Source organism: Silvibacterium acidisoli (genome assembly GCA_022870745.1).
Classification (GTDB): domain Bacteria; phylum Acidobacteriota; class Terriglobia; order Terriglobales; family Acidobacteriaceae; genus Silvibacterium.
Genome location: CP085323.1, coordinates 3,172,348 through 3,188,012 on the forward strand (window position 1 = coordinate 3,172,348; position 15,665 = coordinate 3,188,012).

Genomic DNA, 15,665 nt, shown 5'->3' on the forward strand with positions numbered 1-15,665 from the left:
CTTCGTAAGTACGAAGCTTACTTGAAATGAATGACGATGTCCGCTTCCCCATTCACGGCCACACTCACTGCGATCTTTCCTTTCGCGTCAGCCTGTTCCACAATGTGTCCGCCGTCGATGGAGTTTATCTGCGCAATATTCCATGCGCCAAGATCATATTCCTTACCCGGCGTACCTGCGAGATGGATATGGTATTTGTCGTGCGAAAGCGACCACTCTTCCGACAGAACGCGCAAACCCTGGCTCTGCTGCCCGATCAGCGGCAGGCTGGCCGGAACCGAGATGCCGAAGTCATCACGCATCTGGATTGTGATCGTCTCATCGTCCCCACGCAGGGAGACCGCAACGTGAAGGATCTGTCCGTTATCTACAGATTCAAGGTGGAACGGGACCTTATGGCCGTCTAGAAGCACAGCCCGCACCTTTGCTCGAGGACTGAGCAATGGCGCAAGATCGAGTCGACAATCAACGCTTCCGCTGCGATGCGCCTTGACTTCAATGTCGGCGGTTGTCTTCGCATAAGACAAGTCAACAGTGGTGTCGCCGAGAGCGATGTGGCGTACCGCAAAGTGCGTCCAGTCCGCAGGCACCTGCGGCGCGAAGGTCACTCGATGTTCAGGGACATTCGTTTCGAGTCCCAGCATTCCCAGCACCAGAGGACTTGCAACCATCGCCGCAGACCATATTTGGTCGGGCGTACCGGTGGCGAGGGTCTGGTTGTAATCGCCGGAGAGCACCTCGGTCACATGTCCGAGCGATCCGTCAAAGGTCAGCAGGGCATTCGTGCGCAGGTTTGAGAAGGCCTGCAGGGGATGGTGGTAACGATATTCACCGACCGAAGCCCACCCGGTAAATAGCGGCCAGACCGTTCCGTAGTGATAACCGCCCGGATCGTAGATAGGGTTCTTTGCCGACAGGATGCGCATGCCCCAGTCCGCTTGATGCTCCGGCTTCGCGATCTCGCCGATCATTAGATCCGCTTTGTCGTGATCGAGCAGGTCGAACCACATCGGTACGGTGGAGAGGACGGTAGGCACATCCACCTGGTGATCGAGAGTGTCGAGCGCGAATGCGTAACGGTGCTTGTCCTCGATCCAGAACGCCCGGTTCAACAGTTTCTGTTTCTCGGCGAAGGTTGCGGTCAGCTGATCCCGAAGGTCGCTCTTATGTAGCAGCCCCGCGATGGTTGCAAGCGAGCGAATCGCCTCAAACGCCAGGGCGCTCTGGTAAAGCTCGCCCTTCATCGGACGAAGCGGTCCGCCTTCCACCCATCCATGGCCGATGTTGATGTTCTGCGCCAGCCCCTGCGCGTCATAAGTCGAGACCATGAACTGGTAAGCGCGCCACAGGTTATCCCAATGCTCCTCGGCGAATGCCACGTCGCCGCTGTGCAGTACGTAATCGCGCATCGCGATGATCAGCAGCGGCGTCGCGTCGGCCGAGGAGTAGGCATAGGGAAGCTTGTCAAACCACGGAACGAAGCTTGCGCCCTGTGCGATCTCATGCGGAACCTTGCCGTCTGCGCGTTGATATTTCGAGAGGAATTCCAAAGCCTTCTTCGAGGTCGCGAAGTCGCCGGTTGCGTTCAACGCAAATGATGTCCACAGAGCATCCCGGCCGAAGAACCACGCGAAACCGGGGCGCAGATCGTCACCGGAGATGTTGTATCCCGCGATCAGGCTGCTGCCGAGGTAAGGATTATCGACCAGCCCCTGGATCATGCTCACCTGCGACCACTTGTAGGCCTGCTCCAGCGCATGATCGGGGAGATCCAGCTGCACATTGTGATCGAGATAGGCATGGTAATAAGCAGCCGATTCTGCAACCAGCCGGTCATGGTCTGTAAGTACCTGCTGATAGAGCCTGTCGGCAGGCAGTGGATCGTTGACGTGCGCTGCAATGGCAATGACCTTCGTCCCGGTGCCTTTGACAACAGACCCAAGGCTGAATGCGTTTTCATTTGAAGACGAGAAGTTCGACTGGTATTCCGAGTGGGTCAGGCTGGCGGTTGGCGATCCCACGATAGCCTGGAGCTTACCCTCGTCTTCCGTCAGCACAAAGGCGTGCAGGCGCGGATTCCACTCGCAGGAGCTGCCTCCCATGAGAGCCGGCCACTCGAGCTTCATCTCGCGCTCGAAAGCGGCTTCTACCTCGACCGGCTGAGCTGCATTGACTTCGATCGTGATGATCGCCGCCGGCTGATCGACTGGAACCGTCAGCGTTTCCTTCACCTGGAAGGTGTCGTACGCATAGATGAGCGTCGTCGATGCAGGAGTGACGACGATGCTGCGCACCAGCGTGTCGCCGGCAAGCAACTGCCCATCCACGCGAAAGTTCAGATGGAAATTCCGCAGGATCTTCAGCGGATAGGCCCACGCTTCGAAGTGCCCGTCTTCCTTTCCGAGCAGCCCCGCGCGATGACCCAGCACCGGCATCAACTCCCAGGGACGCACCGGCCGCGAGAGCGTCAGGTCTTCGCCTGGAGTCTGCGCTTCGGCGTGGAGCGTGAGGAAGGGCAGCGGCAGGAGCAGAAGCACTCTCAATGAACGGCGGCGATCAGAAAGGCGTGTTTTCACACAACGAGCAAGGGTACGAAGAGATCTCAAAAGTTAAAGGCTCCGGCGCATCTGCAATGGTGACTCGCCCTAAGTATCCCTCACTCAGCGTTCGGGAAGCACTGCTTTTAAAACGTTTTAAATCTATTGGCTTTCTCTTCCCGGAAGGCTAGAATTACGCTTATTTTCATCGCTTGCCGGGCAGATCGCAACGCTTAGTTTTAGGCGGCGAAGGACCGGAGAAAGAGCTATGCTTTGCGCCGTCCTGGTAAGCTTTCCATCTTGCTCTGCCTTCTTGCATATGCTGCTGTAAACCATGCGCAGACCGTAACCGTCGACATCACACCCGCCAGCGCACGAAACCGGTTCATCCCCGACGAGACCCTGGGAGCTGGTGTCGATCGCCTCGCTACTCCAGCTGTTGAGAAGGCGTTGACGAAGGAAAATCTAGCGAAGATCGCTCCGTCGGGATGGCAGCCGATGACCTACCGCCAGAACACCGAGCTCGCCGTCGAGGCCTGGCATTGGAATCCGCAGGGAACGTGGAGTGACGCGCGCGGCCGCGGCTACTTCACCGGATCGAGCAAGCCGGGCGAGCCGATTCGTCTCTCGTACGGTTACGCTTTGCCGCGCCGCGGCTTCACCCGCAATGACGGCACCGGCAACACCGGCTACTCCCGCCTTACTGATGGCGATATGGAGAGCTTCTGGAAAAGCAATCCTTACCTCACGAGTAGCTTCACCGGCGAAGCGGACGATAAGCATCCGCAGTGGATCGTTATCGACCTGAAGCACAAAGAGATGCTGAACAGCATCCGCATTGCCTGGGGCGCTCCGTTCGCGACGAAGTACGAGGTCCAGTACTGGACCGGCGAAGACCCCATCGGCCAGCAGACGCGCGGAGTGTGGCAGAGCTTTCCGGATGGTGAAATCGCTGCCGGAAAAGGCGGAACCGAAACCATTCACCTGAGCCAGGAACCGACGCTGGCGCAGTTCGTCCGCGTGCGCATGACGGACTCATCGAACACCTGCGATGCCGATGGGCCTTCCGACAAGAGGAACTGCGTAGGCTACGCTATCCGCGAGGTTTATCTCGGCTCAACCACTCCTGACGGCGCCTTTCACGATATGATTCGCCACACGGCGGACCAGGAGCAGACAACCACTTACTGCTCCTCGATCGATCCATGGCACGAGCCAACAGACTTGCAGAACAAGGAGCAAGTGCAGCTTGGCTTCGACTCCTTCTATACCAGCGGTGTTACGCATGGCCTGCCCGCGATGATTCCCATCGCCATGATTTACGCCCAGCCGGAAGATGCTGCCGCGGAGATACAGTATCTCGAAGCCCGGCACTATCCCATCTCCTACGTCGAGATGGGCGAAGAGTCAGACGGGCAGTACATGGTTCCAGAGGACTATGCTGCGTTGTACCTGCAATTCGCAGCGGCGCTGCATCGCGTCGATCCTTCGCTCAAGCTTGGCGGCCCGGCATTCCAGGGAGTGAATGACGATATCAACGTCTGGCCTGATGAGCAGGGAAGAACCTCATGGCTTGGCCGCTTCCTCGCTTATCTCAAAGACCACAACCGCATGCAGGACTTTGCCTTCTTCTCATTCGAGCACTATCCGCTTGAGCCCTGCCATTTTTCGTGGACCGGACTCTACGAGGAGCCGCAGCTGATCAGCCACATCATGCAGGTATGGAAGAACGACGGATTGCCCGAGAATCTGCCGGTATTCATTACTGAGTCCAACCTGTCCTCTGCCGCGAGCGAAGCATATATGGATAACTTCGCCGGTCTCTGGCTGGCCGACTACATTGGCTCGTTTCTGACGGCAGGAGGCAACGGAGTCTACTACTTCCACTACCTGCCGCTGCAGGCCGACCGCGGATGCCTTAACTCTCCCGGAACCTTCGGCATGTTCACCGTCGACAAGGATTACCGGATCAAGCAGCCGCTTGCACAGTTCTTCGCCAGCCAGATGATCAACACCGAGTGGGTCGAGCCGGGCAAACAGGCGAATACAATTTACCCGGCGAACAGCGTCGTCGATGACGGAGCCGGACATGCAATGGTCACGTCTTATGCCGTTTCGCGGCCCGATGGTCAATGGGCTGTCATGCTGGTGAATCGCGATCAGGAGGTTGGCCACGCGGTAAAGATTGCCTTCAAAGACGATCGCTCCGGGAAGTCCGTGGCGTTTACCGGCAAGGTCGACACTGTGATCTTTGGAAAAGAGCAGTACGCCTGGCACCCGGCCCTGGTCTCGCCGATGTCTCATCCAGAGAGCACCCAGTTCCAGGTCATCCAGACTGGAGAAGGCCACGCCGAGCCTGACGGCCCCCTCAAGCGCGGGCAGGTTCAGGCATCGCCGCAAACAGAGTTCCAAGTGCCGCCTGCTTCGATTATGGTTATCCGTGGAAAGATCGAGGCCATTCCATAAACGCCGAAGAAGCGTTAGATGGCGGGCGAAGAGGACTCATGTCGAATCGGATCGGATCGGGTTGGAATGGAACTTTCAGCCGTTTGTCTCACTTTGGTATCTGTCTCTTACTGGCTGGCGTGGGAGTTCATGCCTTTTCGCAAACGCTGCATCTGCAGCGCGGGAAAGCGACCGTTGTGGTCGAGCCGTACGCGCCCGGCATCGTACATGTGACCGCAAGCCTGTTACCTGATTACGCGAACGCCGCGCCCGGCTACGGCATCACCGCGAAGCCCATTACAGAGGGCTGGCATGCACAACAGGCAGATGGAGCCGACGTGCTGCGTTCTGCCGAGATGGTCGTTACCGTCGCCGGTGAAGGGCCGCATCATCCGCCGGCAGGCACCGCCGCGGACATCGCTCAGTTCTTCAATGGATCGGCACCTGGCCTTCACATCAGCTTCGCTACCGCTGATGGAAAACAGCTCGTCGATCTCAACGGCTGGCAGATGTCCGTCCCCAATCATAAAGACGGCAACGCCGATATCCTTTACGATCGCCGCCCGTCAGATCCGCCTTTCTACCAGGTGGGCGCGAGCTTCTCATCGCCGGCGGACGAACATTACTACGGACTTGGACAGAACCAGGAAGGCTTTCTCGATCGCCGGGGTCATTCACTGCGTTGCGCGCATGATTACAACGCGCCGTCGGGGCAATCTGTATGTGTACCCTTCGTGGTTACAAACAAGGGCTACGGGCTGCTCTGGGATAATCCTTCCGGCACAAACGTCGCCTTCGGCTTTAACAACGAGACCCGCTGGACCTCGGACGTCGGCCAGCGCATCAGCTTTTTCGTAATCGCGGGCAAGAGCTATGACGATATCTATCGCGGTTATCGCCTGCTGACGGGTGACGTTCCCATGCTGCCAAAATCGGCCTACGGATACATCCAGTGCAAGCAGCGCTACAGCAGCCAGGCCGAGCTGATGGCGGTGGCCAAGGGATATCGTGAACGGCATTACCCCGTCGACGACCTGGTGATCGACTGGTTCCACTACACGAAGATGGGCCAGATGGACATGCAGCCCGACAAGTGGCCCGATCCCGTCGCCATGAATCGCGAGCTGCACGAGATGCACTTCCACACCATGATCAGCGTGTGGCCGCGCTTCATCCCCGAAGACCGCTACTACGCGATGCTTCTGAAGAACGGATGGTTCGAGCAGCTCGCCGATGGTACGCCGACAAATGGTCTGCCGTACGATCGTGCCGGCTCCGACATCGACACGACCAACCCTGACGCGGCGAAGTGGTACTGGAACGCAATCAACGAAAACTATGTCGCAATGGGCTTCGACTCCTTCTGGGCAGACGAAACCGAGCCCGACCTGCCTCCGAACGGCAGCTACTTCCACATCGGGCCTGGCACGCAATTTTTCAACGCGTATCCGCTCTTTCATACGGCTGCCTTCTACAACGGTATGCGTAAGGACATGAAGGAGCGCGCTCTGATCCTCGCCCGCGACAGCTATCTCGGCGCACAGCACAACGGCGCCATCTTCTGGTCTTCGGACATCGCTCCGACGTGGGACACTCTGCATCGCCAGGTTCCGACCGGCATTAACTTCGTCGCCTCTGGCATGCCCTACTGGTCTACCGACATCGGGGGCTGGCAGTTTTTGCCGGCGAAGCATGTGCCCGATCATCCACCGCTCATCGATCCGTCCGACGCGCGCGCTGAAGTCGGAGGATACGACGACTATCCCGAGCTGTACGTTCGCTGGTTCGAGTACGGATCCTTCCAGCCGAACTTCCGCAGTCACGGCAGCCGTCCGGAGAACGAAGTCTGGAGCTACGGCAAGCAGGCCGAGCCGATCCTGGTGAAGTATCTGCGGCTGCGCTACGAGCTGATGCCCTACATCTATTCGCTCGGGCACATGAGCCACGAGACCGGGGCACCCTTCATGCGCGGCCTCTTCATGGACTTCGGCAACGATCCGAACGTGGTCAATATCGGTGACGAATACATGTTCGGTCCGGCTCTGCTGATCGCTCCGGTCACGGAACAGGGACAGACCCAGCGCTCCGTTTACCTGCCCGCAGGTACCGAATGGTACAACTTCTGGACGAAGGAGAAAGTCCACGGCGGCCAGAGGATCACCGTCCAGGCACCCATCGATACGATCCCCGTATTCGTTCGCGCCGGCTCCATCCTGCCTTTGGGCTCGCCAGTCGAAAGCACGGAAGACCACCAGACCATTGCGAAGGTCCAGGTATACCCCGGTAACGATGGCGACTTCGACGTCTATCAGGATGACGGCAAGACCTACGCCTACGAGCATGGCCAGTTCCAGACCACCCATCTTCACTGGTCTGACTCGGCCCGCGCACTCAAGCACTCCGGCTCTGAGCTGCCGGGATTCAGCGATCAAAATGTCGAGGTCGTCACCGCCCGGTGACCGTTGGCCACCCTGCCGTTCCCCTTTAGGGGGAGGACGGCAGGGTGGCAAATTCGCTGAAAAATATCAGCCATGGTATCGAAATCAGACAAGGCAATCGGATGTCTTCTGATTGCTGAGCTATGTGCGAATTCCCCAGTAAAAACGCCCCTTTCGGGACTTGTGCAAGACCTTAAAAAAAGCTTGACAGCCTTTCATGCGATTCCTTATTGTCGTCGGCGGTTCGATAACGATATCAAAGCAAATCAAACGCGGATCTGATAAGTCCGTCGTTATCGCGCCCGAAGTGTACGGCTTTTACCGGGAGGATCACCGCATGTTTATTTTGAGAGGCATGAAAGACGCAGGAGCAGGTCCCTGCGGAAATACAGCGGGGGCAGTGTCAACAAATCACGCCTTCCAGATCGAAACACTCTTCAGAAAATTATGGCTGCTGGCATTACTCGTAGTCCTGCTCTCATCTGCAAGACTCCACGCACAGAGCGGACAGATCAGCGGAACCATCGTCGATCCATCCGGCGCAGCCATTCCAGGCGCACAGGTTCAGGTCATGAACCAGGCAACCGGCGACCTGACGCGCGAAGTTACCAGCGACAGCTCCGGCACCTTTCGCGCTCTGAACATTCCTGCGGCGACCTACCGCATCAAGTTCAGCGCCCCGGGTATGAAAGACCTCGTGCGTGAAGGCGTCGTGCTCGATCTCGAGCAGACACTGGGTCTCGGCGAAGTGAGGCTCTCACTTGGCTCAGCATCGCAGACGGTCACCGTAAACACAGCGACGCCTCTTATCGACGTAGCAACAACCAGCAACGCAGCTGTCATCGATCAGCGCCAGGTTGTAGAACAGCCTCTGAACGGACGCGACTTCGAGTCGCTGATGACCACCCAGGCCGGCGTTGTTACAAATAACCAGTCTCAGTTCCGCCTCGTCTTCAACCAGACCGACGACTTCTACGTCAACGGTATGCGTGGCACCGCCAACAACTTCTTCCTGGATGGTGTGATCAACACCGACGTAGGTGCGAACGACGGCGAGTACACCAACCTCAGCATCGACGCGGTCGGCGAATTCCGTACTTTGACCGGCAACTTCAATGCCGAGTACGGACGCAGCCCCGGTGTCATGATCCTGGTGAACACCAAGAGCGGCGGTCAGCAGTTCCATGGAACTGCCTGGGAGTTCAACCGCAACACTGACTACAACGCCAACGATTGGTTCAGCAATCATCAGGGGTCCGCACGGCCTGAGCTGAAGTACAACAACTTCGGTGGAAACATCGGCGGCTATATCCCGATTCCGAAGATCTCGCCGATGAGCAACAAGAAGGCGTTCTTTTTCTTCAACTACGAAGGCACGCGCGCGAACCGTCCGAACGGCAACACCTACTACACGATGCCGCAGCCTTCCATGCTGGGTATCAACACGCCGAACGGGGAAGCAGAGCTGGCGCCGCTCTACCGCGCGGGCAACATGTGCACATTCAGCGGCACCACGACTTGCACACCGATTCACGACACGGCCGGAAACACTGTACAGAATGGCCAGGTATTCATGCCTGGAACAGTCACGTATAACTCGTTCGGCGAAATCCAGAGCGGCACGCCTTACGCCAATAACGTGATTCCTGCGTCGCAGTTTAACGGTCAGTATGCATCGATGATCAAGTACTTCACTCCCGGCTATCGCGGAAGCTTCAATCATCCGACTTACAACAACGGTTTTGGCGACGAGCAGCAGATCAACTTCCAGGATACGTACCAGTTCTATAAGAACCAGTACGTCCTGCGCGTTGACTACAACTTTGGCCCGAAGGCGAATGCCTTCTTCCGCTATGTCGACGATCGCCAGCAGGAAAGTGACGGCTACGGCATCTTCTCCGGAAACAGCTTCCCGGTTCTGCCGCAGTATCGCAAAAAGCCCGGCAAGAGCTATGCATGGAGCCTTGTAAACGTCATCTCGCCGACTCTGACGAATGAAGCGTCAGTAGGATGGCTGCACCTTGACCAGGTCGTTGACATCGTTCCCGGCACCTCGCCGAGCCTCTACGACAAGACGGCTCTCGGCTTCAACTTCAGCGATATCTACCCCAGCACCAACACCCACAACCTCGCCCCGAACATCAATACGGGTGACGGTTACATCAACATTTCGCCCTTCCCCTCCGGCTGGACATCGACGGGTAACACGATCGTTGCTACAGACGACGTAACCAAGATTGCAGGCAACCACGTTATCAAGTTCGGCCTCTTTGCCGATCTGAACGAAAACGGTCAGGAAGGCACCTGGCAGGAAAATCCATCCATCAACTTCGGTGCCAGCAACCAGAACCCGAGCAACAGCAACTCGGGTATCGGAAACACGCTACTCGGCAACTACACCACCGTCAGCCAGAGCAACATCTACGCGTTCGGCCACTTCCACTTCTTCCAGTACGAAGGTTATGTGCAGGACACCTGGAAGGTCACACCACGTCTGACTCTTGACTACGGCGCTCGTTACGAGTTCATCGGACCCACGTACACCACCTCGCCATACCACGCGTACTACTTCGAGCCGAATGCCTACAATCCAGGACAAGCGGTTTCGATCAACACGGCTTCCAACATCCCTGGCCAGATTCCGACCCAGAACACCATCATCGCCGGTTCGGGCAACCCCTATAACGGCATGGTGCAGGAAGGCACGAACGGCCTGCCCAAGGGCGGACTGGACTTCCGTTGGAACAACATCGGCCCCCGCTTCGGATTCGCAGATGACGTCTTCGGGAACGGTAAAACCGCGGTCCGCGGCGGCGCTGGCATCTTCTTCGAGCGCTATCAGCAGAATGCCTTTAACTTCGGTGGCCTCAGCAACCCGCCGCTGGTCTACACTCCGACACTGTACGGCGGAAACATCGACAACATCTCGCCGTCCCTCGTGAACGGTGCGCCTCTCACTCCTTCTGGCGGCGTTCTGTCTTCGGATCGCGCCGGACAGATCCCTACCACCTACGGTTACAACCTGAGTTTGGAGCAGGAACTGCCCTACAAGCTGGTGTTCAACATCGGTTACGTGGGCAACGTGAGCCGCCACCAGATGTATAACCAGGAACTCGAACAGCTTCCCCTGGGATACACCACCAGCACAGACATTCTTTCAACGGTCAACAACGTGACGAACGCGATCCTCCCATATAAGGGATATTCGTCGATTCACTACAACAAGTTCGGCGCCAGCAGCTCATACAACGGACTGCAGGTTAAGCTCACCCGTCGCTTCAGCAACGTGCTTACCATCAACACCGACTACACCTGGGCGAAGGCCATCGATCTTGATGACGTCGACTACGATGCGGACGTATTCCCCGATTACACCCAGTTGAAGCGGTTCTATGCTCCGGCTGGCTTTGATCGCCGCAACGTCTTCAACTTCCAGTACATTTACAACTTCCCAACCTTCCGCCAGTACAACAAAGCGATCCAGTACTCCATCGGCGGATGGGAATGGTCAGGAACGACCCAGTTCTGGGGCGGAACGCCTTGCCTGGCAAGCAACAGTCCGACAAGCGATTCCTGCGATCTCATCTCCAGCGGTAATCTTGGCGACGGTGGTTTCGGACATATTCGTCCGGACTACATCGGCGGCAAGATCCTCACCTCACACAGCCACAGTCAGCCCGCAGGCCAGAATCCGATGTGGTATAACCCTGCGGTCTTTGCATCTCCCGCAAACGGTAGCTTCGGCAACTTCCACCGTAACTCACTCTACGGCCCGGGTGTCGACAACTGGAACATGGCTCTCTACAAGAACTTCGCCTTCACCGAAAGCGTAAAGGTTCAGCTGAGGTTCGAAGGCTACAACGTCTTCAACCATACGCAGTGGGGTACGGTGAACAACTCTCTGTCCGCGCCAAATCCGGGAACGACCTTCTCAGGCGCGAACGCCGGTTCTTCGGGCCAGATCACCTCTGCCCGCGATCCTCGCGTCCTGCAGCTTGGCGGCAAGATCTACTTCTAAGCTTCACGAACAACTCAGAGGCCGGATCCGCAATGGTCCGGCCTCATCTTTTTGCGCGCAGATCATCCTCGCGCTGCGTGACAATACCAGTAGGCAAAGATTCCCAGGAACTCCGCGTGACCGGCATGAATTCATCGAAAGCTCTGACCGCAGTGCTTGCATTGGTGCTGGCTGTGGCAGCCTCCGGCCAGAGCGCAAGCAACACCCGTCAGATCTTCGACGCCTCGATGCAGGCGATGAGCGCCGGAAATTATCCAGAGGCCGAAGCGGGCTTTCATAAGATCCTTAAAGCCGATCCCGGCAATGCCAGCGCGCTTGCCAACCTTGGAGTGCTCTACTCGAAAACTCATCGTTATACGCAGGCAATCGAGGTCTACCAGCGTGCCTTGAAAGCCGCGCCCAATCAGAAGCAGATCGAGCTGAATCTGGGGCTCGCTTATCTCAAGGAAGAGCAGTACGCCGAAGCTCTGCCCTATTTCAAGCACCTTCACGAACAGGACTCCTCCAGTCAGCAGGCAGTCATGCTGCTGGCAACCTGTTACGTATTCACCGAGCACCCTGCAGATGGCATCGATCTTCTGAAACCACTCGTAGAAGGCACAAGGCAGGACCCGGCCGCGCTATACCTGCTCGGCATTGCCTACTCGAAGGCTGGACAGGCACAGCAGGCGCAGGAAACCTTCCGGCAATTGTTTTCTTCCGAAGCGACGCCGGCACAGTCAAATTTTCTCCTCGGCAAGGCGTATGAAGAAGCCCGAAGCTTCCCCGAGGCGGCAGATGCTTTCAAGTCAGTCCTGCAGACAGAGCCCGGTTTCCCCGAGGCGCATCTCGAGCTCGGCAAAGTCTATGTAAGCATGCAGCAGAACGAGGATGCGGAGAAGCAGTTGCGCGAAGCCGTCGCGCAGGATGCCCAGGACGCGAGCGCGCTCTATTATCTAGGGGCGCTGCTTGTTCAGATGCAGCAGCCCAAAGAAGGCTTGCCCTACCTTGAAAAAGCGCAGAGCCTCAGCCCGGACGCATGGGCGACCTATTTCTACCTGGGCAAGGCTCACTTTCAGCTTCATGACACGGAGAAAGCTATTCCACTGCTCCAGCGTGCTTCCGAAATGAATCCGGACGATTCAGGCTCGCCGTATCTCTTGGCCCGAGCGCTACGCTCCGTAGGCAAGGTTCAGGAGGCAGACGCCGCCATGAAGCGTGTCGCAGAGTTGCATGTGTCGAGTATCGAGGCTGAGCGTCGCGCCCTTAAGGATGCTCACATCGTGGCCGATTCGCAATAGCAAGTTAGAAAGGCATCTGCTCAGGAACAGCTTCGCCGTCTGCTCTGGGATCGGTCGCTCCGAAGTGCACGGGCGAGCCTTCATCGACTTCCACCGCATTGCCACGACCCATGCTCTGGAAGTAGCGAGGCCATACCGTTACCTGATGACCCTGTTTGCGCAAACCCGCGATCACCTGCGCCTGTATGCCGTTCTCCATCCAGACTCCGCAACCTTCAAAGTCGCGTTTGGTAAAACGGGCAGCTTCCAGAGCCGCCTGGATATTCATGCCGAAGTCCACGACGTTCGATACGAACTGCGCATGAGCCTGCGCCTGGTTGAAGCCTCCCATGATGCCGAAGGCGATTCTGCGATCGCCATTTTGCATGAATCCGGGAATGATCGTATGAAGAGGCCGGGTGCGTGGTCGAAGCGTGTTCGGACGATCGGGTTCAAGCGTAAAGCCGCCGCCGCGATTCTGAAGAGGAAACCCTGTACCGGGAGCGACCAGGCCTCCGCCGAAGGCGCCGGCGTTGCTCTGTATCAGGGAAACTTCATTTCCGTAACGATCCACAACGGAGAGGTATGTTGTGTCGCTCGAGAGGCGCGAAAGCTTCTGCCGCACATCGGAAGGTACAACGCTGCAAGCGGCTTTATCCGTAATCAACCTGGCGCGTCGCTCGCCGAGTTCTTTTGAGATCAGCTCCTGCGTGGGGATTTCCGTAGCGTGAGGATCACCCACGTAGCGTTGCAGGTCGGCATAAGCCAGCTTCTTGGCCTCTATCTCAACATGGAGCGCTTTCTGGCTGTTGTGTCCCCACTGCTTGATGGGAAACTGCTCCATCATATTCAACATCTGGAGCGCCGCGATGCCCTGGCCGTTGGGAGGCATCTCGTACACCGTCCAGCCATGGTAGGTTGTGCTCACCGGGTCGACCCATTCGGGCTGAAACGCCTTCAGATCGTCAGCCTGCATGAAGCCATTCAGCTTGCGTTCCAGCTTGAGGATCGCCTCTGCAGTGGGGCCTGAGTAGAAGCCGTTGCGCCCCTGCTGCCCGATGCGTTCCAGCGTTTGCGACAATTCGGGATTCTTGAAGAGCTGGCCGGCAACCGGAGCGGCGCCTTTTGGCAGGAAAACGCGTGCGAATTCTGGCTCGTCTTTGAACGGCGTGCCATAGGTCTTCCAGTTGTCGGCGTCTGTCTCTGTAACCGCGATGCCATTCTTTGCGAGCGCTACAGCGGGAGCCATATCCTCTGCGAAAGAGGTCTTCCCCCATCGCTGATGCAATGCATCCCAGCCGGCGACTGTGCCGGGTACAGTCACCTCGTCGATCGTTCTGAGCTTGTGGAGACCTTTCGCTCTGAGCGCTTCGACAGTGAGGTTCTTCGGAGCCCATCCGCTTGCGTTCAATCCGTAGAGGTGCTTCGTCTTTGCATCGTAGACGATCGCAAACAGGTCGCCGCCCACGCCGTTCATCATCGGTTCGATGACGCCGAGTGCGGCATTGGCCGCAATCGCAGCGTCGACAGCGCTACCTCCCTTGGCGAGGATGGCAGCGCCGGCCTGTGACGCGACGGCCTGGCTTGTAGCAACGATCCCGTATTGAGTCATCACTACCGAGCGGGACTGCTCGCGCGCAGGATCGTCGGCTGCCCAAGCAGGAGGAGCTGACAATACTGCAATCATCGAAAGGGAGAAAAACCTCGTAACGAATGAGCGCAGCATACTGTCAGCTCCTGGATTGCGGTGACTCAGACCTTAAGGAAGATCTTCTTACGATAGAGGATCAGGTTGGGAATGAAGCAGATCGCCACGATCGTGAGTGAGTACAGCAGAGACCCGAACGCAAGACTGCCAATGTGCGAATAGAACACGGTCCAGGACCAGGAAAAGGGACTCATTGCTTTCCCGTTGTACTGGATGTGGAACAGGTCCAGAAACCCGGGAAGCAGTTCCGACACAATGTAGGCCGTGATGGCGTTCGAGCCGAAGATCAGCCAGGGCTTCGCAAGCTTGCCGCGCCACTGCTTGATGTCCACCAGGTAGTAGCAGATTGCCATCAGCATGAGAGTGATGCCGGCGGCGAACAGCACGTACGAACTGGTCCAGAGCTTCTTGTTGATCGGAAACCAGATGTTCCAGATCTTACCGGTGATCAAGCCGGTAATCGATGCGGCAACGAGGCCCAGCAGCTTCTGCGACGCGGGACGCCCGGTCCGCAGCCAGAGCCCCGCCAGCGCTCCAATGCAGGCAGTAGCGATCGACGGAATCGTGCTGATCATGCCCTCGGGATCGCGCGTCCCCTCATACAATCTGCCCGGCAGCAATGTGCGGTCCCAGTAGGCGACGAGGTTGCGGTCCGGATCGAGCAGGGGAATATCGTGGGTGGGAACGCCGAATCCTGGTACCGGCACGAATCTCATCAGGATGTAATACGAAACCAGGCAAACGACGGCGGTCACAACGAATGTGAGTGCACGCCGGCTAAGCAGATAAAGGGTGCAGACAATCAGGTAGCAGAGAGCGATACGCTGCAGCACGCCGGGAATCCGCATCGTCGCGAAGTGGAAGTGGGTAAACGGAAAGCTGTTTACGATCAGGCCGAAGAGGAAAAGTATGAGTGCACGCTTCAAGGTGTGCAGAAAAATCTTCATCCGGTCTTCGCCGCGCGACAGACGAGATTCGGTAGAGAAAACTGAGGTTACGCCGACCATAAGCAGAAAGGACGGAAAAACCATGTCCGTCGGTGTCCAGCCGTTCCAGGCCGCATGCTCGAGCGGCCAGTAAGAATGAGCTGTGCCATTGTTGACCAGGATCATGAAGGAAATCACGATGCCGCGCATCACATCGAGCGACACGATACGCCCCTGCTTTACTGCAGGTTTCTCTACTGTAGTTGCCATGTCATTCTCCGCCAGAGCCGGGATCCGGTTCTCCAGCCTGATGAGCCGCCAGCCCATGACCCCA

The 15,665-nt window shown here is 57.5% G+C and carries 8 protein-coding genes; 5 read left to right on the forward strand and 3 right to left on the reverse strand.

Translation table 11 applies throughout. The features are described 5' to 3' along the window. Positions 1 to 17: 17 nt before the first annotated feature. On the reverse strand, positions 18 to 2,537 hold the full coding sequence (locus LJD29_RS13435; protein WP_446742048.1) for an amylo-alpha-1,6-glucosidase: 2,520 nt from the start codon (positions 2,535 to 2,537) through the stop codon (positions 18 to 20). Between the two features lie 5 nt (positions 2,538 to 2,542). Here LJD29_RS13435 and LJD29_RS13440 point away from each other — a divergent pair, with 5 nt between their 5' ends. The 5 genes from LJD29_RS13440 (at position 2,543) to LJD29_RS13460 (ending at position 12,718) form a co-directional block, all read left to right on the forward strand. Then, the gene (locus LJD29_RS13440; RefSeq protein WP_446742049.1) at positions 2,543 to 2,728 is read left to right on the forward strand and encodes a hypothetical protein; all 186 of its coding nucleotides are present in this window, start codon (positions 2,543 to 2,545) and stop codon (positions 2,726 to 2,728) included. 109 nt (positions 2,729 to 2,837) lie between these two features. Further along, positions 2,838 to 5,003 carry a discoidin domain-containing protein gene (locus LJD29_RS13445; protein ID WP_446742050.1) on the forward strand — a complete coding sequence of 722 codons (2,166 nt, stop codon included), beginning with the start codon at positions 2,838 to 2,840 and terminating at the stop codon, positions 5,001 to 5,003. A gap of 38 nt (positions 5,004 to 5,041) precedes the next feature. After that, positions 5,042 to 7,441 (forward strand): glycoside hydrolase family 31 protein, encoded by a 2,400-nt coding sequence (locus tag LJD29_RS13450; protein WP_446742051.1) that lies wholly within the window; start codon positions 5,042 to 5,044, stop codon positions 7,439 to 7,441. A 379-nt stretch (positions 7,442 to 7,820) separates the two neighbouring features. After that, entirely contained in the window at positions 7,821 to 11,438 is a 3,618-nt protein-coding gene (locus LJD29_RS13455) for a carboxypeptidase-like regulatory domain-containing protein (RefSeq protein WP_446742052.1), read from the forward strand. A 125-nt stretch (positions 11,439 to 11,563) separates the two neighbouring features. Then, on the forward strand, positions 11,564 to 12,718 hold the full coding sequence (locus tag LJD29_RS13460) for a tetratricopeptide repeat protein (RefSeq protein ID WP_446742053.1): 1,155 nt from the start codon (positions 11,564 to 11,566) through the stop codon (positions 12,716 to 12,718). A 4-nt stretch (positions 12,719 to 12,722) separates the two neighbouring features. Here the strand turns inward: LJD29_RS13460 and ggt are convergent, their stop codons facing one another. Then, on the reverse strand, positions 12,723 to 14,423 hold the full coding sequence (gene ggt, locus LJD29_RS13465) for a gamma-glutamyltransferase (RefSeq protein ID WP_446742054.1): 1,701 nt from the start codon (positions 14,421 to 14,423) through the stop codon (positions 12,723 to 12,725). Between the two features lie 26 nt (positions 14,424 to 14,449). Next, the gene (locus LJD29_RS13470) at positions 14,450 to 15,601 is read right to left on the reverse strand and encodes an acyltransferase family protein (protein ID WP_446742055.1); all 1,152 of its coding nucleotides are present in this window, start codon (positions 15,599 to 15,601) and stop codon (positions 14,450 to 14,452) included. Between the last annotated feature and the right edge of the window lie 64 nt (positions 15,602 to 15,665).